The following is a 21,077-nucleotide window of genomic DNA, read 5'->3' as shown; positions in this document are numbered from 1 at the left end:
TTCAGGTCGCGTGGCCGAGCTCGCTGCAGGATCGCAGCATGTCGTCGGAGCCGGTGTCGTTGGCGAGGACGGCGAACAGATCATTGTCGCCCGCCATCGCCGACTTCTTCTTGGACTCCAGCACCAGCACCGACTGCACCGATTGATGGTCGCATTTGCGGTAATGCTGCGGGCCCTTGGTCAGATCGTATTGCAGCTTCTCCAGGGCATCGACGACCTTGTCGGTATCGGTGCCGCCGGCCGTCTGCATGGCGGCCAGCAGGGATCCGACGCCGGAATAGCCGTAGGCGCCGTAATCGGTCGGGATCGCGCCGCCGTTGGCGGCCTTGAACGCCGCGTTGAAGGCGGCCGCCGACTTGCTCTGCCCCTCCAGGCCCCAATAGTAATTGGCGCCGCCGACCACGCCTTCGAACACGTCGGGGCCGACGGCGAGGCGCTGGTTGTGCAGGATGACGGGCACGACGATCTTCATCTGCTGCTTGACGCCGAAATCCACCGCCTGCTTGATCGCATTGGCCTGATCGCGGCCGAAATTGGAGATGCACAGCACGTCCGGCCGCATCGACATCAGGCGCGGCATGAAGGTGGAATAGTCGGCAGCGCCGAACGGATGCAGGATCTCGCCGACATTGTCCGCGCCGATCGCCGCCTGCGCACGCTTGAAGCCGCGCAGCATCTCGTGACCATAGGCATAGTCCGCGACGAGATGGGCAACCTTCATGCCCTTCTTCAGGGTCTGCCGCGCCACCGCTGCGGTCGTCATGTGCGGATTGAGCGCCTCATGGAAGGTGTATTTGCTGAAATCCTTGGCCTCGTTGATGGTGTCGGACTGGCTGATCGAGACGTAGATCACGCCACGGGCGCGCGTGACCTCGTTGACCGCGAGCTGCACGGCGCTGGAGAGCGCGCCGACCACGGCATGGACCTTGTCCTTCTCGATCAGCTCGAGGGTGCGCGTCGCGGCCTCGCCGGCATTGAGCTTGTCGTCACGTACCAGGAGCTCGACCTTGCGGCCGCCGATGCCGCCCTTGTCGTTGACGAGCTTGACCGCGAGCTCGGCGCATTTGACCTGGTCGCGCGCTTCCGCGGCGAACGGGCCGGTCAGCGGCGTCGGAAAGCCGATGCGGATGGTCTCGTCGGCGGCGCGGCCGATCCTGGGCATGGCGAGCAGGGCCGCGCCGGCCGAGAGGCCGGCGAGCGCGGTGCGGCGGGTTATCTTCGACGTCGAACCGGATTTGGGCATGATATCCTCCAATGTCTTTTTCAATTGTCTCTTCTAGAGGCGCTTCAGGGCTTTCAGGACTTTTGCGGGCGTAATCGGCATCGAATTGATCGTGGCATCGAACGGCGCGAGCGCATCGTTGACAGCGTTGAGCACGCAAGCGGACGCCGCCGCGGTGCCGGCCTCGCCGACGCCCTTGGCGCCCAGCACGGTGTCGGCCGTCGGCGTCTCGACATGTGCGATGACGATGTCGGGCATCTCCATCGGCATCGGCACGAGATAGTCGGCGAGCGAGCCGTTCATGAGCTGGCCAGTGTCGCTGTAACGACACTCCTCGAACAGCGCCGCGCCGAGCCCCTGCACGATACCGCCGCGGAGCTGCTCGTCGACCAGCATGGGATTGATGACACGACCGCAATCCTCGACGATGAAATGCTTCAGCAGCTTGACGAGGCCGGTCTCAACATCGACGTCCAGCACGCAGCCCTGGATGCCGTTGGTGAAAGCAAACGGATAACCTTGCGGCGCGAAATGATGGCTGACGGTGAGCTGCGCCTGCGTGCCCGGCGGCAGCGTGTCGGAGCGGAAATAGGCGATGCGCGCGATCTCGGCGATCGGCAGGCGCGGCTTGCGTGTCGCGGCGTCCACGACCTCGCCGTCGATGATATCGAGCGCCGAGGGCTGCTCCTGCAGAATGAGCGCCGCGATCTCCAGGATGTTGCGCTTGAGCGCGCGCGTCGCCTGCAGCGCGGTCTCGCCGCCGATGCCGGCGCCGCGGCAGGCCCAGGTGGCGCCGCCATGCGGAGTCACCTCGGTATCCCCGGTGATGACCTTGACGTGCTCCTGCGCGACCCCGAGCTGATCGGCCACGATCTGGCTGATGATAGCTTCAGTGCCCTGCCCCTGCTCGGTGACCGAAATCATGCAACGAACTTCGCCGGAGGGCGTCAGGCTGAGAATCGCGCCGTCCTGCGAGGAGATGCGCGCACCTCCGACACCATAGAAGGCGGGACTGGGATTGGTGATCTCGACGAAGGCCGCAATCCCGATGCCGCGATAGATGCCGCGCTTGCGCAAATCGGCCTGCTCGGCGCGCAAGCCGTCATAGTCCATGATCTCATGCAGACGCTTCAGACAGGCCTGATGCGACAGCGCCTCGAAGCGGTAGCCGGTCGGTGAGGTCTGCGGATAGGCATCGTCTGGAATCACGTTCTGCGCGCGGATGGCGAAGGGATCGAGGCCGATCTTGCTTGCGGCCATGTCCATCAGCCGCTCGGTGACGGCGCAAGCGATGGGATGGCCGACGGCGCGGTACTGGCTGGTCTGCACCTTGTTCTGGAAGATCACCTCCAGCGTAGCGCGGTAGTTCCTGAAGCGATAGGGCGCGCCGATCAGGCGGATCACCTGGTTGCCCTCGACCACGCTGGTGCGCGGGTAGGTCGAGAACGCGCCAATCGCGGTGAGGTCAAGCACATCCATCGCCAGGATCTCGCCCTTGGCGTCGAGCGCCATGCGGGCGCGGACGCGATGGTCGCGCGCGTGGATGTCGGAGACGAAGGATTCCATGCGATCGGCAACGAATTTCACGGGCCGCCCGAGCAGGATCGAGAGGCCGACCACTGCCATGTCCTCGTGATAGACATGCAGCTTCATCCCGAACGAGCCGCCGATATCGGTCGCGATCACCCGGACGCGGGCCTCCGGAATGCCGTAATGGCGCGAATAGAGGTCTTGAAACTGATACGGCGTCTGCGTGGCGTGATGCACGATGAGCGCGCCGGCGGCAGGATCGTAATCCGCGACGATCGCGCGCGGCTCGAGCGTCACCGCAGTGTGGCGGCCAAACGTGAATTCTTCTTCCACGACGTGTGCAGCATGCGCAAAGGCATCGTCCACAGTGCCGCTGTCGAGCTGACTTCGGAAGCAGGTGTTGTTGGCACTGCCGGGATTGACCAGTGGACCGCCCGCGACGCGCGCGCTGTCGATATCGACGACGACGGGGAGGTCTTCGTAATCGATCTCGATCAGCTCCAGCGCATCTTCGGCGATCGCCCGGCTCTCGGCGACGACCGCGACCACGGCCTGCCCGGCCCAGACCACGCGATCCAGCGGCAGCGGCCATTGCGGCGCGGAGGTCATGCCCTTGAAATGGTCGAGCGTTCCTGTCCACGGCGTGCAGAGCTTGGCGAGATCCTCGCCGGTGGCGACGAGGTGAACGCCTTCGACCCCGCGCGCCGGCTCAGTATTGATCGAGCCGATTTTCGCATGCGCATGCGGGCTGCGCAGGAACGCGGCATGGAGCATGCGCGGCAGCTTGAGATCGCTGACATAGCGCCCCCGCCCGGCCAGCAAGCGCTTGGCGTTCGGGCGTGGCACGGAGCGGCCGATGTAGGAATTGGGACGGTCGAGCGAGGTCAGCGGTGTGCTCATGCTCCGCCTCCGCCTTCGCTGCGCGCTTTGGCGACGGCATCGATGGCATCGACGATCGCCTCATAGCCGGTGCAACGACAGTAATTGCCCGACAGCGCGTCGCGGATCTCGTCACGGCTCGGCTGCGTCATCCGCGACAGCAGCTCCTGCGCGGTGACCAGCATGCCCGGCGTGCAGAAGCCGCATTGCAGCGCGTTGCGGCGGTGGAATTCGGCCTGAAGATCGCCGAGCACACCGCTCTCGGTGAGCCCCTCGATGGTGTTGATGGCCGCACCATCGGCCTGCACCGCATACATCAGGCAGGAATGCACGGCGCGGCCGTCGATCTGCACGAGGCAGGCGCCGCAGGCGCCCATCTCGCAACCGGCATGCGTGCCGGTCAGCTCGAGCTTGTCGCGCAGGCAATCGACCAGCGTGTCACGCGGCGCGACCTCGCAGGCAACCTTGCGGCCGTTGACGACGAAGCGCACCCGCACAGTCTCGTCGGCCTCATCCAGCGGGGTTTCGTCGAAGCCGCTCATGCGCCCTCTCCGAGACGTCCGAGCAGGCGGCCCAGAAGCACGCGGGCGAGATGCAGTCGCATCGCAGGCGGCACCTCGTCGCTGTCCGGCGGCGCGAGATCGCCTTCAAGTACGCCTTGCGCGGCGGCGATGCGCTCTGCATCGAGACGCGCCCCGAGCAAGGTGTTTTCTGCCCCCCTCACCCGCGTCGGGGTATTGCCGACGGAGAAGAACGAAATGCGGATATCGTCGACACGGTCGCCCGTGCATGTCGCCATGATGCCGCAACCGACCAGCGCATAATCCCCGCGCCGCCGCGCCAGCTCGTCGAAGGCAAAGCGCTGATCGGCCTTGAACAGCGGCACGTGAATTGCGGTGATCAGCTCGCCAGGCTGCAAGGCGGTCTCGAACAGGTCGATGAAAAAATCGTCGGCTTTGACGCGCCGGCGGCCAGACGGGCCGGCAATCTCGATCTCGGCATCCAGCGCCAGCGTCATCGCGGGAAATTCGGACGCGGGATCGGCGAGCGCGACGCTGCCGCCGAAGGTGCCGCGGTTGCGGATCGCGGGATGGGCGACAAACGGCGCCGCCGCATGCAGCAGCGGCGCGAACTCGGCGATCAACGGCTCGCTCAGCATCTCGCAATGGCGCGTCAGCGCACCGATGCGCAAAGTGCCACCTTCGCGCCTGACGCCGCGCAGCTCCTCGATATGGGTGATGTCGATCAGGAGCCGCGGCGCCTGCAGCCGCAGCGACAGCGCCGGCACCAGGCTCTGGCCGCCGGCAATGAAGCGCGCGTCGTCGCGGGCGCGTGCATGAGCCTCCAGCGCCTGGTCGATCGTCGTCGCCCGAAAATAGCTGAAAGCCCTCGCCTTCACTGCCGTTTCCTCGAGATCCACCGGCCCATCAGCCGGGATGCCAGATTTGTAACCATCTGGTCTCAAAATCCTGACACGCCTCCCGGGGCTGGTCAACAGAAAATGACCATTTGGTCACAAAAGCAGCTTGGGCTATGAAGGCAGCGGTACGTTGATTCAGCGACGAGATGGCCCGAAAAGCGCAGAAAACGGCGAAGCGAACGGTCCGCAAGCAGATCGAGACAGGCAGCAAGTCCGCGCCAAAGCGTCGCAACATGCGCGCGGCCGACCGCGAGCGCGCGATCGTGGACGAGGCGATCCGCTTCTTCGCGGAGCATGGCTTCGAAGGCCAGACACGTGAACTGGCAAAGCGCATGGGCATCACCCATTCGGCGATCTATCGCCACTTCCCGAGCAAGGAAGCGCTCATCGAGCGCGTCTACCAGGAGGTCTATCTCAGCCGCTGGTCGCCCGATTGGGCGCCGATGATCCGCGATCGTTCACTCTCACTCGAAGCGCGGCTGACGCGCTTCTATCTCGACTATGTCGAACGCGTCTTCGAGTACAATTGGGTGCGGATCTTCGTCTTCTCCGGCATGAAGTCGTTCGGCATCACCGGCCGCTATCTCGATATCGTCCGCCGCGAGATCATCGAGCCGGCGGCCGCCGAGCTGCGCCATGAGTTGAAGCTGCCCGACGCGAAGGCACACTCATTGAGTGAGCGCGAGACCGAGCTGTTCTGGGGCCTGCACGGCCGCATCTTCTATCTCGCCATCCGCAAGTTCATCTACGAGACGCCGATCCCGCCCGATCTCGACGCCATCGTCCGTGACGCCGTCCAGACCTTCATGGACGGCGCCAAGACGACGATGCCCAAGCTGCTGGTAAGCGACTAGCTACTTCGCAAGGCTCGGCAGATCGAGCCCTTTCTCGCGGGCGCAGTCGATCGCAATGTCGTAGCCCGCGTCTGCATGGCGCATGACGCCGCTGGCGGGATCGTTCCACAGCACGCGCTCGATCCGCTTCGCAGCCTCAGGCGTGCCGTCGGCGACGATCACCATGCCGGCATGCTGAGAATAGCCGATGCCGACGCCGCCGCCATGATGCAGCGAGACCCAGGTTGCGCCGCTGGCGCAATTGAGCAGCGCGTTGAGCAACGGCCAGTCGGACACCGCGTCCGAGCCGTCTTTCATCGCCTCGGTCTCGCGGTTGGGGCTGGCCACCGAGCCGCTATCGAGATGATCGCGGCCGATCACGATCGGCGCCTTCAATTCGCCGCGCGCCACCATCTCGTTGAAGGCGAGGCCGAGGCGATGGCGATCGCCGAGCCCGACCCAGCAGATCCGCGCCGGCAGGCCCTGAAACTTGATGCGCTGCTTGGCCATGTCGAGCCAGTTGTGCAGATGCTTGTCGTCGGGCATCAGCTCCTTGACCTTGGCGTCGGTCTTGAAGATGTCCTCAGGGTCCCCCGACAGCGCGGCCCAGCGAAACGGCCCGACGCCGCGGCAGAACAGGGGACGGATATAGGCGGGCACAAAGCCGGGGAAATCGAAGGCGTTCTTCAGGCCCATGTCCTGCGCCATCTGGCGAATGTTGTTGCCATAGTCGAGCGTCGGAATGCCCTGCGCGTGGAAATCCAGCATGGCCTGGACGTGCTCGACCATCGACATCTTCGAGGCACGCTCGACCGCTTTCGGATCGGAGGCGCGCTTGGCCTCCCAATCGGCGAGCGTCCAGCCCTTCGGCAAGTATCCGTTGATCGGATCATGCGCGCTGGTCTGGTCGGTTACGATGTCGGGCTTGACGCCATGGCGCACCAGCTCCGGGAAAATCTCGGCGGCATTGCCGAGCAGGCCGACCGAGACGGCCTTCTTGGTCTTCGCGGCCTCCGCCATGATCGCGAGTGCTTCGTCGAGCGTTGCGGCCTGGCGGTCGAGATAGCCGGTGCGCAGGCGCATCTCGATGCGGCTGGGCTGGCATTCGACCGCGAGCATCGAAGCCCCCGCCATGGTCGCGGCCAGCGGCTGCGCGCCGCCCATGCCGCCGAGACCGGCCGTCAAAATCCATTTCCCCGCAAGGCTGCCGCCATAGTGGCGACGGCCGACCTCGACGAAGGTCTCATAGGTGCCCTGCACGATGCCTTGGCTGCCGATATAGATCCAGGAGCCCGCCGTCATCTGGCCGTACATCATCAGGCCCTTGCGGTCGAGCTCGTTGAAATGATCGAGCGTCGCCCAGTGCGGCACGATGTTGGAATTCGCGATCAGCACGCGCGGCGCATCCGCATGGGTGCGGAACACGCCGACCGGCTTGCCGGACTGCACCAGCAGCGTCTGATCGGCTTCGAGCTTGCGCAAGGCTGCGACGATCCGATCGAAACTCTCCCAGTCGCGCGCAGCGCGGCCGATGCCGCCATAAACCACGAGCTCGCTCGGGCGCTCCGCGACATCGGGGTCGAGATTGTTCATCAGCATGCGCAGCGGTGCTTCCGTCAGCCAGCTCTTGGCGCTGATGTCGCTGCCGCGAGGGGCGCGGATGGTGCGGTCGTTGTCCAGTCGGCGGTTCATGCGGACACCCTTCAGTCAAGCTTTGGAAACGGATCGGATGAGAGCGCGGCAATCGCGGCGGTCGGCAGTGCGTCGGCCTCGATCAGTGCAGCAGCCCTGGCGAGATCGCCGGCCATGTAACGGTCGGCCCCGAGTGCGGGCACCTGCTCGCGAAGCCTCGCGATGACAGCGACGAGCGGCGCGCTGGTTGCATGCGGCGCGCGCAGCGTGATGCCTTGGGCAGCGACCAGCAGCTCGATGCCGAGGATGGCGGCGAGATTGTCGGCCATGTCGGACAAGCGCCGCGCAGCGTGCGCCGCCATCGAGACGTGATCTTCCTGGTTGGCGCTGGTCGGCGTCGAGTCGATCGAGCAGGCGAGCGCCCGCTGCTTGTTCTCGGCGTAGAGCGCGGCGGCCGTCACCTCCGCGATCATAAAGCCGGAATTGATGCCGGGATCTGGCGTCAAGAACGGCGGCAGGCCGAAATTCAGCGCGGAATCCACCAGCGTCGCGATACGCCGCTCGCTGATCGCACCGATCTCCGACAGCGCCAGCGCGATGGCATCGGCGGCAAACGCCACCGGCTCGGCGTGGAAGTTGCCGCCCGAGACGATCTCGCCGGTCTCGACCAGCACCAGCGGATTGTCGGTGACGGCGTTAGCCTCGACGATCAGCGTGCGCGCTGCCTGCGCGATCAGGTCGAGCGCGGCGCCTGCGACCTGCGGCTGGCAGCGCAGGCAATAGGGATCCTGTACACGCTCGTCGCCTTCGAGATGCGACAGGCGGATGTCGCTGCCCTCCAACAGAGCCATCAGCGTTACGGCCGCGGCGATCTGTCCGGGATGGCCGCGTAGCGCCTGGATCTCGGGCCGGAATGGTGCGGTCGACGCCATCGCGGCATCGACCGACAATGCGCCGGTGACGAGCGCGGCGCGCGTCAGGCCGAAGGCGCGCAGGACGCCAGCGACGGCATAAGCGGTCGAGAATTGCGTGCCATTGATCAGCGCAAGTCCTTCCTTGGGACCGAGCGTCAACGGCGCGAGGCCTGCGGCGGCGAGCGCCTCGTTGCCGGGCACGATTGTCCCGTCGACGATCGCCTGTCCCTCGCCGATCATCACCGCCGTCATATGCGCGAGCGGCGCGAGATCGCCGGATGCGCCGACCGAGCCCTGCTGCGGCACCAGCGGGGTGACACCGCGCGCCAGCATGGCCTGCAACTGCTCGATCACCGCGCGGCGCACGCCGGAGGCGCCACGGCCGAGTGAGATGATCTTCAACGCCATCATCAGGCGAACGATCGGCTCGGGTGTGGGCTGACCGACGCCGCAGCAATGCGACACGATCAGGTTGCGCTGGAGCAGCGCGGTCTGGTCGGGCGGAATCCGCTTCGACGCCAGTTTTCCAAAGCCGGTGTTGATGCCATAGACAGGGACATCGGCCTGCGCAGCCTTCGCGACGATCTCCGCGGCCGCGTCCACCCGCGGCCAGAACGACGGATCGAGCACGACAGGCGCGCCCGCCAGCACGCACGCGAGATCGTCGAGGCTGACCGTTCCCGGCTTGACGACGATCGCTGCGCCCTGCTCCGTCACTGTCCCCTCCATACCCGCCGATGCAGCGGATTGAAGCCGATGCGGTAGACAAGCTCGGCGGGCCGCTCGATGTCCCAGATCGCGAGGTCGCACCATTTGCCGGCTTCCAGCGTGCCGGTTTCAGCGAGCACGCCGAGCGCCCGCGCGCCTTCACGGGTGACGCCGGCGAGGCATTCGGCAACTGTCATCCGGAACAGCGTCGCGCCCATGTTCATGGTGAGCAGCAACGAGGTCAGCGGCGAGCTGCCGGGATTGCAATCGGTCGCGAGCGCCATGTGCACGCCGTGCTTCCGGAAGGCTTCGACCGGCGGCTTCTGCGTCTCGCGGATGAAATAGAACGCGCCGGGCAGCAGCACGGCCACGGTGCCAGCCCTCGCCATCGCGGCGGCGCCGGCGTCGTCGGTATGCTCGAGATGATCGGCCGACAGCGCCGAGAATTTTGCGGCAAGCGCCGCGCCGCCGAGGTTCGACAGCTGGTCGGCATGGAGCTTGACAGGCAGCCCAAGCGCTCTCGCCGCCTCGAACACGCGCGCCGTCTGCTCCGCCGAGAACGCGATCCCTTCCATGAAGGCGTCGACGGCATCGGCGAGGCCAGCCTTCGCGACGGCCGGCAGCATCTCGTTGCAGACGAGATCGATGTAGCGATCCTTGTCGCCATCCGCTTCCACCGGCAGCGCATGCGCGCCGAGGAACGACGTGCGGATCGCAACCGGCCGCTGACGACCCATGCTGCGCGCGGCCGCGAGCTGCCGCATCTCTGTCTCGGTATCCAGGCCATAGCCGGACTTGATCTCGACGGTGGTGGCACCCTCGCCGATCAGTGCATCGAGCCGCGGCAGCGCGCTGGCGACGAGTTCGGCCTCGCTTGCCTTGCGTGTCGCGGCCACCGTCGAGACGATGCCGCCGCCGGCGCGTGCGATCTCCTCGTAGCTCGCACCCTTGAGCCGCAGCTCGAATTCGTGCGCGCGGTTGCCGCCATAGACGAGATGGGTGTGGCAATCGACGAGGCCCGGCGTGGTCCAGCGTCTCTCGCAATCGATCCGCTCAATGGCGTCCGCATCCGCCGGGAAATCTGCTTCTGCACCGGCGTAGACGATACGGCCGCCGCGCGCGGCGATGACACCCTGCTCGATCTCGCCGAGATCCGGGCGGTCGGCCCGCATCGTGGCGAGCCGGGCATTGTGCCAGATCCGGTCGAAGCGCTCTGCCATGCCACTGTCCCCTGGTGTGGGATGCTTGACTTATATGTCTAGACATATAATCGTAAGGCGGTTCTGTCCAGCCGGCGTGTCATCAATCATGTCCCGACTGCATTTCGCCTCCGCGCTCCTGCCTTCGGGCTGGGCCAATGACGTGCAGGTGGTGATCACCGCCGGCGCGATCGCGGAGGTGACGCCGGGCGCGGCACCGGCTGCCGGCGACGAGCGCCACGCCATCGCGCTGCCGGGACTGGCGAGCCTGCACAGCCATGCCTTCCAGCGCGGCATGGCGGGCCTTGCAGAACTGCGCGGCGACAGCACCGACACGTTCTGGACCTGGCGCGAGACGATGTACCGCTTCGCCCTCGCCATGACGCCGGATGATGTCGCCGCCGTCGCCACCCTCCTTTATGTCGAGATGCTGGAGCTGGGTTTTACCCGCGTCGGCGAATTCCACTATCTGCATCACGACCGCGATGGCTCGCCCTATGCCGATCCCGCCGAGATGGCCGCGCGGATCGCGCAGGCCGCCGAGGCCTCCGGCATCGGCCTGACGCTGCTGCCGAGTTTCTATGCACACGGCTCGTTCGGCGGCGCCGCGCCCCACGACGGCCAGCGCCGCTTCATTTGCTCGGTCGATCAGTTCGCCGCGCTGATGACGGCCTCGCGCAAGGCGATCAGCACGTTGCCCGGCGCGAATATCGGCATCGCGCCGCACAGCCTGCGCGCGGTGACGCCGGACGAGCTTGCGGCAATCATTCCGCTGGCGGAAGGCGGGCCGGTGCATATTCATGCCGCCGAGCAGGTCAGGGAAGTCGAGGATTGCCTGGCCTGGTCGGGACGACGGCCGGTGCAATGGCTGCTGGAACACGCGCCGGTCGACCGGCGCTGGTGCCTCATCCACGCGACGCATATGACGAACGAGGAAGTGGTCGCATTCGCCGCGAGCGGCGCGGTCGCCGGCCTCTGCCCGATCACGGAAGCGAGCCTCGGCGACGGTATCTTTTCGGCGCGCGAGTTTCTCGACGCTGGCGGCGCTTTCGGTGTCGGCACCGATTCCAACGTGCTGATCGGCGCTGCCGACGAACTGCGCCAACTCGAATACGGCCAGCGGCTCAAGCATCGCCAGCGCAATGTGCTCTCGGCCGGCGCCGGCCGCTCGACCGGACGCACGCTGTTCGATCACGCGCTCGCGGGGGGCGCCCAGGCGCTGGCGCATCCGGCAGTCGGCCTCGCCCCGGGCGCGCGCGCAGACATCGTCACGCTCGACACGGCACATCCTTCGCTGGCTGGACGCGCTGGCGATGCCGTCCTCGACGGCTGGATCTTTGCCGCGGGCAGCGGCGCGATCGATTGCGTCTGGACCGGCGGCCACAAGGTGGTCGAGGGCGGTCGTCACAAGTTGCACCAAGCCGCACGCGAGCGCTTCACCGCGGCGGTGCGGAGGCTCGTTACATGAGCCTCGCGACCGAGACCGCCGACAAGCCGACGCTGTACAAGCGGATTCGCGCCGACATCGAAAAGCGCATCCTGACCGGGGAATGGCCGCCCGGGCATCGCATTCCGTTCGAGCACGAACTGGTCGCCCGCTACGGCTGCTCGCGCATGACCGTGAACAAGGCGCTGTCGGAGCTGGCGCAGGCCGATTTGATCGAGCGGCGGCGCCGTGCCGGCTCGTTCGTGCGCCGTCCGCAACATCAGTCGGCCGTGCTGAAGATCGCGGACATCCGCGCCGAGATCACCGCGCTCGGTCGCGCGTACGGCTATGAGCTGATCCATCGCAAGCTGCGCACCGCCACCGCGGCCGACCGAGACCGTCTCGGCGTACGGAAGGCCGGCAAGGTGGTCGCGATCACCTGCCGGCACAGCGCCGACAAGGTGCCCTTCGCCATCGAGGACAGGCTGATTGACCTGTCCTCCGTTCCGGATGCCGCAACCGCGGACTTCTCGCGCGAGCCCCCCGGCTCGTGGCTGCTTCATCATGTCCCATGGACGGAAGCCGAGCACACGATCAGCGCCATTGTTGCAGACGACCACACCGCGGCCGCACTCGCGATTGCCGTTGGCGCGCCATGCCTGGTGATCGACCGCTACACCTGGCGCAGCGCACGCACCATCACCGCCGTGCGCCTGCTCTATCCCGGAGATTCTCACCGCCTTGTCGCGCGATTCAAGGGAGGCTGAGACGATGCATCGGCACAAATCGTGCAACGCTTCATGAAGAGACCAACAGGACGTCAATCCACCGATCGGCAGAGGACGACAATCATGCGTAATTCGACAATTTTCGCGACAATCATTGCAATCGCGGCCGCCACTCCCGTGCTCGCCGACGACGTCAAGGTCGGCGTCGGCATCTCCGGATGGACCGGCTTCGCGCCGCTGACGCTGGCGAAGGAGGCTGGGATCTTCAAGAAGAATGGGCTCGACGTCACCATCAAGAAGATCCCACAGAAGGACCGTCACCTCGCGATCGCGTCCGGCGACATCCAGTGCGCGGCGACCACGGTCGAGACCTGGATTTCCTGGAACGCCAATGGCGTTGCCACCAAGCAGATCTTCCAGCTCGACAAGAGCTTCGGCGCCGACGGCATGGCCGTGCGCAACGACGTCGCGGCAATCAAGGACCTCAAGGGCAAGACCGTCGCCGCGTCCGCACCGGGCACGTCGCCGTATTTCGCGCTGGCCTGGATGCTCAAGAAGAACGGCCTCACCGTGAAGGACGTCACCGTCGTCAACCTCGAGCCGGCGGCGGCGGCGCAGGCCTTCGTCTCCGGCCAGAACGACGCCGCGATGACCTATGAGCCGTATCTGTCGACGGTGCGCGCCGCGCCCGACAAGGGCAAGATCATCGCCACCACGCTCGATTACCCGATGGTGATGGACACCTTTGGCTGCACGCCCAAGTTCCTGACCGAGAATCCCAAGGCCGCCAAGGCCCTCGCCGACAGCTATTTCGAGGCGCTCGACATGATCGCCAAGGACCAGGCCAAGGCCTATGAGATCATGGGTTCCGACGTGAAGCAGACCGGCGAGCAGTTCGCCAACTCGGCGAAATATCTGCGCTGGCAGGACAAGGCCGCCAATCAGAAGTTCTTCGCCGGCGACTTCCTGACCTTCAACAAGGAGGCCGCCGAGCTGCTGCTCGAGATCGGCATCATCAAGGCCGCGCCGAAGGTCGAAGACCTCTACGACGCCAGCTTCATCAAGTAAGTCACCCAGGAGCTGCCGGCCTCGTCTCACGGCGGGGCCGGCAATTTCGTTCACTGCCCGGATAGATCGTCGATGCGTCCCCTGGACCCTGTTACATCGAAGCAGCGCTTGGCTTACGGCCTTGCGTTCTTCGTCGTGTTCGTTGCCTTGTGGTCGTGGGCGACCTTCGGCGGCCATGTGTCGAAAGTGTTCCTCGCCAACCCGCTCACCATGGTGCAGGAGGGCGTCGACCTGATCACCAAGCAGGGCTTCCTGTACGACATCGGCATGACGATCTGGCGCGTCGTCGGCGGTTTTGTGCTCGCCGCGATCATCGCGGTTCCGCTCGGACTGCTGATGGGCGCCTACAAGCCGGTCGAAGCGTTCCTCGAGCCGTTCGTCTCCTTCGCGCGCTATTTGCCGGCCTCGGCCTTCATTCCGCTTCTGATCCTGTGGGCCGGGATCGGCGAATTGCAAAAACTGCTCGTCATCTTCATCGGCTCGGTGTTCCAGGTCATTTTGATGGTCGCGGTGACCGTCGGCGCCACGCGGCGCGATCTGGTCGAGGCCGCCTATACGCTCGGCGCCAGCGACCGCGGCATCATACGCCGGGTGCTGCTGCCCTCCTCCGCGCCCGAGATCGCGGAAATCCTGCGGCTGGTGCTGGGCTGGGCCTGGACCTATGTCATCGTCGCCGAGCTGATCGGCTCGTCCTCGGGCATCGGTCACATGATCACCGACAGCCAGGCGCTGCTCAACACCGGGCAGATCATCTTCGGCATCATCGTGATCGGGCTGATCGGCCTGCTCTCGGACTTCATGTTCAAGGCCTTCAACGCCTGGCTGTTTCCGTGGAGGCTCGCATGACGATCCTCAAGGTCGAGCAGGTCTCGCGCACCTTCCCGGCGCGGCACGGCAACGCGCCGACCAAGGCGCTGGAGCCGACCGACCTCACCATCGGCAACAACGATTTCGTCACTATCCTCGGCCCGTCCGGCTGCGGCAAGTCCACGCTGCTGCGCATCGTCGCCGGGCTCGATCGCCCGACCAGCGGGCGCGTCACGCTCGACGGCCGCGAAGTGACGGGCCCCGGCGCCGATCGCGGCATGGTGTTCCAATCCTACACGCTGTTTCCCTGGCTCACCGTGCGCGAGAACATCGCGTTCGGCCTGCGCGAGCGCGGCGTGTCCGAGGCGGAGCGGAACAAGATCGCCGATGCCTTCATCCGCCAGGTCGGGTTGTCCGGCTTCGAGAATCATTGGCCGAAGCAGCTCTCCGGCGGCATGCAGCAGCGCACCGCGATCGCCCGCGCGCTCGCCAACGATCCGAAAATCCTGCTGCTCGACGAGCCGTTCGGCGCGCTCGACAACCAGACCCGCGCCCTGATGCAGGAGATGCTGCTCGGGATCTGGGAGCGCGACCAGAAGACCGTGCTGTTCGTGACTCACGACATCGAGGAAGCGATTTTCCTCGGCAGCCGCGTCATCGTCATGAGCGCGCGCCCCGGCCGCATCAAGGCCGAGATCAATGTGGACCTGCCGCATCCGCGCTCCTACAAGATCAAGACGACGCCGGAATTCGTCCAGTTGAAGGAACGGCTGGTCGAGGAGATCCGCACCGAGGCGCTGAAGGTTACTGAGCATGCCTGACACCAATTCGCGCGCCGACGGCCAGCGCGTTCTCGCCGATCTCAATGCGCTCCGCGCCATCGGCGCCTACAAGACCGGCGTGCACAAGCCGACGTTCTCCGAGCCGCACAAGCTTTCGCTGGACTGGCTCGTGCGCAAGCTGCCCGACGCAAGGCTCTCCGCTTCGATCGACGGCATCGGCAACGTGTTCGGCACCAGTGCCAAGCCCGGCCCCAAGCTGCTGGCCGGCTCGCATCTGGAGAGCCAGAACTATGCCGGCTGGCTCGATGGCCCGCTCGGCGTCGTCTACGCACTGGAAGCCGCGCGCGTGCTCAATGCCGATCCCTCGGTGAACGGCGCCATCGAAGTTGCCGCATGGTGCGACGAGGAAGGACATTTCGGCCATTTCCTCGGCTCGCGCTCCTATGTCGGGCAGGTGACCGAGGCCGACATCGACGCCGCGCGCGACCGCACCAGTGGGCGCACCATGCGCGATGCCCTCGCCGAGATGGAGCTTGCCGGCCGGCCGCGCGTCGCCGCCGAGCCGGGCCGCCACGTCGGATATCTCGAGGCGCATATCGAGCAGGGCGACACGCTCGAAAGCGGCAAGCTCGCGGTCGGTGTCGTGACTTCGATCGTCGGCATCTGGCAATACCAGATCAATTTCGCCGGCGAGCAGAACCATGCCGGCACCACGCGCATGGCCGTGCGCAAGGACGCTGGGTTGGCGCTCGCCAAATTCTGCGTCGCGATCGACGAGCGTTTTCCGGCCGCCTGCGGCCCGCGCACGGTCTGGACCACCGGGCGCATCACGCTTGATCCGGGCGCGCCGAGCATCATTCCGGGCGGCGCCGAAATGCTGTTCCAGATCCGCGACGACGATCCCGCCGTCATTGCCCGGCTGGAGCAGCTGCTGCGGGCCATGGCGAATGATGCCAGTGCGAACGGTCCCTGCACCGTCACCGTGACGAAGCTGCGCACCGGCGCGCCGGCCATGATGAACCCAAGCTTTCAGGATGCGATCGAAGCCGCAAGCAAGGCGCTGGCTGGTGGGCGGTCCATTCGCATGCCCAGCGGGGCCGGTCACGATGCGCAGATGCTGGCGACCATCATGCCCGCCGCGATGCTGTTCGTGCCGTCGATCGGCGGCATCAGCCATCACTGGACCGAGAACACCGCCGATGCCGATATCGTCACCGGCGCGGAGGTCTTCGTCGATGCCTGCCGGCGGATCCTCGGGCGCTAAAACGACGTCCCTCCTCCGAACCTGAACTCCTGGACCACGTCGTATTTGCCCTTCGTGATCGGCACCGCATAGTCGAAGCGCAACGGTCCGAACGGCGAGGCCCAGATCAGGCCGACGCCGACCGACGATCGCACCGCCTTGCCGTCGTCATATTGCAAGCCGCAGGTCGGGCATGCCTTGGTGTTGACCTCGCCCGTGGCCGACCACGAGGTCGGCCCCTGATAACCCCAGAGCGAGCCGGCATCGGCGTAGACCGCGCCCTTGAGGCCGACTTCCTTGGGCAGGAACCAGAACGGCATCTGCAATTCCGCGGACGCACCCCAATATTTGGTGCCGCCGAGCGCATCGCCGCTGGCACCCAAGCTCCAATACGTGATGTCGCGTGGACCGATCCCGTTCGAGGCGAAGCCGCGCACCAGGCTCGGGCCCATCTGGAAGTGATCGAGCATGCGCAGATCCTGGTTGCCGAGCTTGCTGAGAACGCCGCCCTGGAGATGGATCACGCTGACGATGTCGGAGACGAGCGGCGTGTAGTATTTGGTGTCCAGCGCGGTCTTCAGATAGGTGACGTCGCCGCCGACGCCCGCGAAATCCTGCCGGAACTCGACCAGCAAGCCGTCCGTCGGGTTCTTGGTGTTGTCGAGCGTGTTGTAGCTCAGCGTGTAGCCGAGCGCCGAAGTCCAGGTCGCGCCATTGGCCAGCTCCTTGCGAACCGGCAAGCTCGACTCGCCGTCGCCGTAACAGCCATAGCCATAGACGCCCGAACTCGTGGAATTGGTCGGGTCCACGCCGCCCAGCACGTTCTGGATGTAGGCCGGCGTCGGATTAAAGGCCAGCGAGCTGTTCGACGCGTTGTTGTTGCAATTGTTGTAGGCGCTGGCGAGCGTGATGCTCTGCTGATAGAGCGAATAGCGGAGCTGGAGCGAGAGGTCCTCCCGCAAGGCGAGGCCGATGCGGGGCGAGAAGCCGAGAGTCGTGACGCCGTAGCTCGTGTAGCTGTTCGACTTCTGCTGCTTCCAATAGGTGTCGAACCCCAGCGCCATCCGATAGTCGAGCAGGTACGGTTCGACGAACGACAACGATATGCCGCGCGAATATTGGCCATAGCTGACCGATGCCTTGGCAAACAGGCCGCGGCCGAGCAGGTTGCGCTCGGAGATCGAGACTTCCGCCAGTGCGCCGTCGGTGGTGGAATAGCCGCCGGAGATCGAGAAGTCGCCGGTCGACTTCTCTTCCATCTCGACGACCAGGATGACGCGATCGCTGGAGGAGCCCGGCTCGGTGACGATCTTGACGCTCTTGAAATAGTCGAGGTTCTTCAGGCGCCGCTCGGCGCGGTCGACCAGCGCGCGGTTGTAGGCATCGCCCTCGGAGAGATCGAATTCGCGACGGATTACGTAGTCGCGCGTGCGCGTGTTGCCGCGCAGATTGATGCGCTCGACATAGGTGCGCGGACCTTCGTCGATGTTGAACACGACGGAGACGGTATGCGCCTCGAAATTGCGGTCGCCGCCGGGACGGACCACGGCGAAGGCATAACCGCGGCGCGAGGCCTCGATCTGCATCTCCTCGACCGATTTCTCGACCAATTCGACGTTGTAGAGCGAGCCGGCACCGACGCGCGAATAGGTGCGAAGCGTGCCCGTGTCGAAATTGGCAATGCTGGAGCGGAAATCGACGGAGCCGACGCGATATTGCGCGCCTTCCTCGATCTTGAAAGTGACGAGGAAGCCCTTCTTCTCGGGGTCGTATTCAGTCAGCGCGGCTACCACCTCGACGTCGGCGTAACCGTTCTTGAGATAGAAGCGGCGGATCAGATCGCGGTCGGCCTCGACGCGATCGGGATCGTAGATGTCGTTGCTGCCGAGGAAGCTGAGCAGATTGCTCTCATGCGTCTTGATGACGTCGCGCAGGCGCGAGGCCGAAAAGGCGCTGTTGCCGACGAATTCGACCGACTTGACCGAAGTCTTGGCGCCCTCCTCGATCGTGAAGACGAGGTCGACGCGGTTATTCGGCTGCTCGATGATCTCGGGCGTGACGCGGACGTCGTAGCGGCCGGAGCGCCGGTAGATTTCGGCGATGCGCAGCGTGTCGGACTGCACCAGCGCGCGCGAGAAGGTCCCGCGCGGCTTGGACTGGATTTCCGCCGAAAGCTGCTCGTCCTTGATCTTCTTGTTGCCCTCGAAGGCGATGCGGCCGATCACGGCATTCTCGACCACCGACACCACGATGCGGCCGCCGCCCTGATGGATCTTCACGTCCTGGAACAGGCCGGTCCCGATCAGCGCCTTCAGCCCGTCGTCGACCGCGGATTGATCGAGTCGCCCGCCGGGGCCGGGCCTGAAATAGGAGCGGACCGTCTCGGCCTCCACCCGGCGATTGCCTTCGATGACGATCGCCTCCACCGCTTGCGCGGCCGCCGGCCGCGGCAACAGCGCAAGCGAGCTTGCAATCGATACAGCACTCACCGCCACGACGATCAGCCAGGCCCGCAAAAACGACATTCCACACCTCAGCAGCACTTCACGTGCTCTGAAAACGGGAGCGCTGTGGCCGCGGTGTGGCTTTGAGATTACCGCATGTTTCTGCGCGTTGAATTTCGTGCGGTCAGTCGATCGCGCACGCCGCACACGCGCATGGGCTGCGGCGGTCTGCAGGGGCCGTTCACCGGCAAACAACCGACGTTGCCGCCTTCGCACACCTGGCGCGCTCGCAGGGATATTCGACAACATTCGGTAACGTGTGAATTCTTTACAAGGTCGGGGACCAGTGCGAGAGGCGGCGCCATCAGGAACTCGCATGGGGTATTTGCCGATGAGCGCGCTTGTCATGACCAGAACGGCGCTGGCCGCCCTCCTCCTCTCGACTCTGACCGCGCATGCCGCGACCACCGGCAAACGCGTTCGCCAACAGACGACACAAAGCGCCGTCTATGAATACGGACCGCGCGGCCCCAACCGCTCCTATCAGTCCGGCCCGCATACGCGCATCTATGTCAGCAAGCGGTCGTGGCTGGATGGCGGCACCGAGGTCCTTCCCGGCGAGCGCAAGTTCACCGACTATGCCTTGCCCCCCGGCGCTTCGTTCGCACGCAGCAACAACAACCGGCCACTCGATCGCCAACCGCTGAGCACGGATTCGGATCTGGGGGGATTTGCGCAGAGAATACCGATTTCGTGGTGAGCCGAGTGTAGCGCAGCTTCTTCCGCATCGTCATTGCAGTGCGCCAGTGCAGATCCCAGCGGCGGTGCCGTAGCGTGGGCAAAGGCGCACGGCGCCGTGCCCTCGATCTCCATCCAGAAGCAACAGGGCGTGGGCACGCTTGCGCTTTGCCTACCCTACGAGATCGAGCTTGTGGCACGCAGCTCGGCTTCCAGACATGGCTTTGCAGCCTCGCGGCTTGAATCGCCCGAGCTTTGCTTGATCTCTCTGCCCTCTGATCCAAGAGGGCACAGGGAAGGCCGGGTGCCGGCTCGCACCCGCGGTCCGCTGCGCGAAATGCACACGCAGAAAGAACCGCACAGCAGCATACAGGTGTGGCCGATCACACGGCCTTCCCTGCGCGATGGTCGGACGGCTTATGCCGTGCTCTCCCGGGAGCCGAACTTTCCTTTGGCCTCCCTCGCCGTCCGAATTGGATGATGCCGTCTGCCCGGTTGGGCTCGCGCGCATCTTCGAACGACTTGACCGTAGCAACGACGGCCAGGACCACACGGTTTTGCCGTACGCGTTCAGCGTCGCTCGTCTGCACGCGGTCTCGGGCTCACAGGGACTACCCGCCCTGCCCGCTGCCATCATGCCGACGCTGCCGCGTCCACCGCAAGCCCGGCTCGCGATCAAGACGACCTCGAGATCGCCCCTCTTGGTGAGCCGGGATGGGCGACACATACGCTAAAACCGAATTTCGGTAAAGTGGAATATTTTCAGCGGAAGGGATTGACAGCGGGCGACACAGGCGAGGTGCAGTAGCCCGGATGGAGCGCAGCGCAATCCGGGACGGTGCCAGATGCCGGGCGGGCGGCCCCGGATTACGCTTTCGCTCCATCCGGGCTACAGGTCGTCCCGGGACATCCGCTCTTCGGCGGCGCCGAGACCTCCGGCAATACCTGTTTACATTCAGCAACATTGCGGCTGCCGAAACGCCACGATCGGCCGGCTAGTGGCAGTTCCCTCGCCATTCCCTGAGAACCATGAATCTCCTCCGGGCCGAGGCCCATGGATTTCAACCGATTTGATGCCGCCATACCCGTTCCTCGCAAGTCCCCCGCCATCTGCCAAGGAGGCCCATCGTCCAAAGCCCGTGCCGTTGCGCAGCCTCGTGGCGCGCGCCGGATCGGGCTGCGTTGCGCTGATGCTGGGGGGCGTCCTGGCTGGCTGTGCGGTCGGCCCGGATTATGCCGGCCCGCCCGGGCCCGCCTTGCCCTCGCACTGGAGCACCAAGACAGTCTCGCATCGGGGGGCCGGCAAGCTTGATCGCTGGTGGCTGCGCTTGCGCGATCCCCTGCTCAACCGGCTGATCGAAGAAGCCGTCGAAGCCAACCCCGACGTCGCGAAGGCCAAGGCAGTCGTGCGCGAGGCACGCGCCACGCTGCAACAGACGACGGCGGGCCTGTTTCCGTCCATCAGCGGCACGGCCTCGGTGACGAACAACAAGACCAGTGCCGG

Annotated in this window: 17 protein-coding genes; 9 read left to right on the top strand and 8 right to left on the bottom strand. The window is 65.5% G+C overall.

Features of this window, described 5'->3' with window-relative positions; all coding sequences use genetic code 11:
- Position 1 precedes the first annotated feature (1 nt).
- Genes SE92_RS32620 through SE92_RS32605 form a run of 4 tightly spaced genes read right to left on the bottom strand, consistent with a single transcriptional unit; the run spans position 2 to position 5,030 of the window.
- Positions 2–1,243, bottom strand: a complete 1,242-nt coding sequence (locus SE92_RS32620; protein WP_063203881.1) for an ABC transporter substrate-binding protein — start codon at positions 1,241–1,243, stop codon at positions 2–4.
- Positions 1,244–1,276: 33 nt separating this feature from the next.
- Entirely contained in the window at positions 1,277–3,652 is a 2,376-nt protein-coding gene (locus tag SE92_RS32615) for a xanthine dehydrogenase family protein molybdopterin-binding subunit (protein ID WP_063202686.1), read from the bottom strand.
- Entirely contained in the window at positions 3,649–4,173 is a 525-nt protein-coding gene (locus SE92_RS32610; protein WP_063202684.1) for a (2Fe-2S)-binding protein, read from the bottom strand. Before SE92_RS32610 ends, SE92_RS32615 begins: the two co-directional genes overlap by 4 nt.
- Entirely contained in the window at positions 4,170–5,030 is an 861-nt protein-coding gene (locus SE92_RS32605) for an FAD binding domain-containing protein (protein ID WP_063203880.1), read from the bottom strand. The genes SE92_RS32610 and SE92_RS32605 overlap by 4 nt, the downstream gene beginning before the upstream one ends.
- A gap of 254 nt (positions 5,031–5,284) precedes the next feature.
- Here SE92_RS32605 and SE92_RS32600 point away from each other — a divergent pair, with 254 nt between their 5' ends.
- Positions 5,285–5,905, top strand: a complete 621-nt coding sequence (locus SE92_RS32600; RefSeq protein ID WP_063203879.1) for a TetR/AcrR family transcriptional regulator — start codon at positions 5,285–5,287, stop codon at positions 5,903–5,905.
- Here the strand turns inward: SE92_RS32600 and hutU are convergent, their stop codons facing one another.
- The 3 genes from hutU to hutI are packed head-to-tail and all read right to left on the bottom strand — an operon-like array spanning position 5,906 to position 10,358.
- Positions 5,906–7,576 (bottom strand): urocanate hydratase, encoded by a 1,671-nt coding sequence (gene hutU, locus SE92_RS32595; RefSeq protein WP_063202682.1) that lies wholly within the window; start codon positions 7,574–7,576, stop codon positions 5,906–5,908. It lies immediately after the preceding gene.
- Between the two features lie 11 nt (positions 7,577–7,587).
- Entirely contained in the window at positions 7,588–9,147 is a 1,560-nt protein-coding gene (gene hutH, locus SE92_RS32590) for a histidine ammonia-lyase (protein WP_084251929.1), read from the bottom strand.
- Positions 9,144–10,358 (bottom strand): imidazolonepropionase, encoded by a 1,215-nt coding sequence (hutI, locus tag SE92_RS32585; RefSeq protein ID WP_063202678.1) that lies wholly within the window; start codon positions 10,356–10,358, stop codon positions 9,144–9,146. The genes hutH and hutI overlap by 4 nt, the downstream gene beginning before the upstream one ends.
- 88 nt (positions 10,359–10,446) lie before the next feature.
- On the opposite strand from hutI, the gene SE92_RS32580 reads away from it, so the two are divergent.
- From SE92_RS32580 to SE92_RS32555, 6 genes are all read left to right on the top strand, one after another.
- Complete coding sequence (locus SE92_RS32580) at positions 10,447–11,805, top strand: formimidoylglutamate deiminase (protein ID WP_063202675.1); 1,359 nt, start codon at positions 10,447–10,449, stop codon at positions 11,803–11,805.
- Positions 11,802–12,530, top strand: a complete 729-nt coding sequence (gene hutC, locus SE92_RS32575) for a histidine utilization transcriptional repressor HutC (RefSeq protein WP_063202673.1) — start codon at positions 11,802–11,804, stop codon at positions 12,528–12,530. The genes SE92_RS32580 and hutC overlap by 4 nt, the downstream gene beginning before the upstream one ends.
- 84 nt (positions 12,531–12,614) lie before the next feature.
- Entirely contained in the window at positions 12,615–13,559 is a 945-nt protein-coding gene (locus SE92_RS32570) for an ABC transporter substrate-binding protein (protein WP_063202671.1), read from the top strand.
- 72 nt (positions 13,560–13,631) lie between these two features.
- Entirely contained in the window at positions 13,632–14,405 is a 774-nt protein-coding gene (locus SE92_RS32565) for an ABC transporter permease (protein ID WP_063202669.1), read from the top strand.
- Positions 14,402–15,187: an ABC transporter ATP-binding protein gene (locus tag SE92_RS32560; protein ID WP_063202667.1), complete on the top strand. Its 786-nt coding sequence runs from the start codon at positions 14,402–14,404 to the stop codon at positions 15,185–15,187. Before SE92_RS32565 ends, SE92_RS32560 begins: the two co-directional genes overlap by 4 nt.
- Positions 15,180–16,412 carry a Zn-dependent hydrolase gene (locus SE92_RS32555; RefSeq protein WP_063202665.1) on the top strand — a complete coding sequence of 411 codons (1,233 nt, stop codon included), beginning with the start codon at positions 15,180–15,182 and terminating at the stop codon, positions 16,410–16,412. The genes SE92_RS32560 and SE92_RS32555 overlap by 8 nt, the downstream gene beginning before the upstream one ends.
- Here SE92_RS32555 and bamA read toward each other — a convergent pair.
- A complete protein-coding gene (gene bamA, locus SE92_RS32550) occupies positions 16,409–18,916 on the bottom strand; it encodes an outer membrane protein assembly factor BamA (RefSeq protein WP_063202663.1) in 2,508 nt (835 codons plus the stop codon). The genes SE92_RS32555 and bamA overlap by 4 nt on opposite strands.
- A 295-nt stretch (positions 18,917–19,211) precedes the next feature.
- Here bamA and SE92_RS32545 point away from each other — a divergent pair, with 295 nt between their 5' ends.
- Together SE92_RS32545 and SE92_RS32540 are read left to right on the top strand one after the other, a co-directional pair.
- Positions 19,212–19,595: a hypothetical protein gene (locus SE92_RS32545; RefSeq protein WP_063202662.1), complete on the top strand. Its 384-nt coding sequence runs from the start codon at positions 19,212–19,214 to the stop codon at positions 19,593–19,595.
- Positions 19,596–20,712: 1,117 nt separating this feature from the next.
- The coding region (locus SE92_RS32540) for a TolC family protein (protein WP_245324846.1) at positions 20,713–21,077 on the top strand (365 nt) is incomplete at its 3' end.

The sequence above is a fragment of the Bradyrhizobium sp. AT1 genome (assembly GCF_001590795.1).
In the GTDB taxonomy this organism is placed as follows: Bacteria; Pseudomonadota; Alphaproteobacteria; order Rhizobiales; family Xanthobacteraceae; genus Bradyrhizobium.
This window is presented reverse-complemented; position numbering and strand designations above follow the sequence as displayed.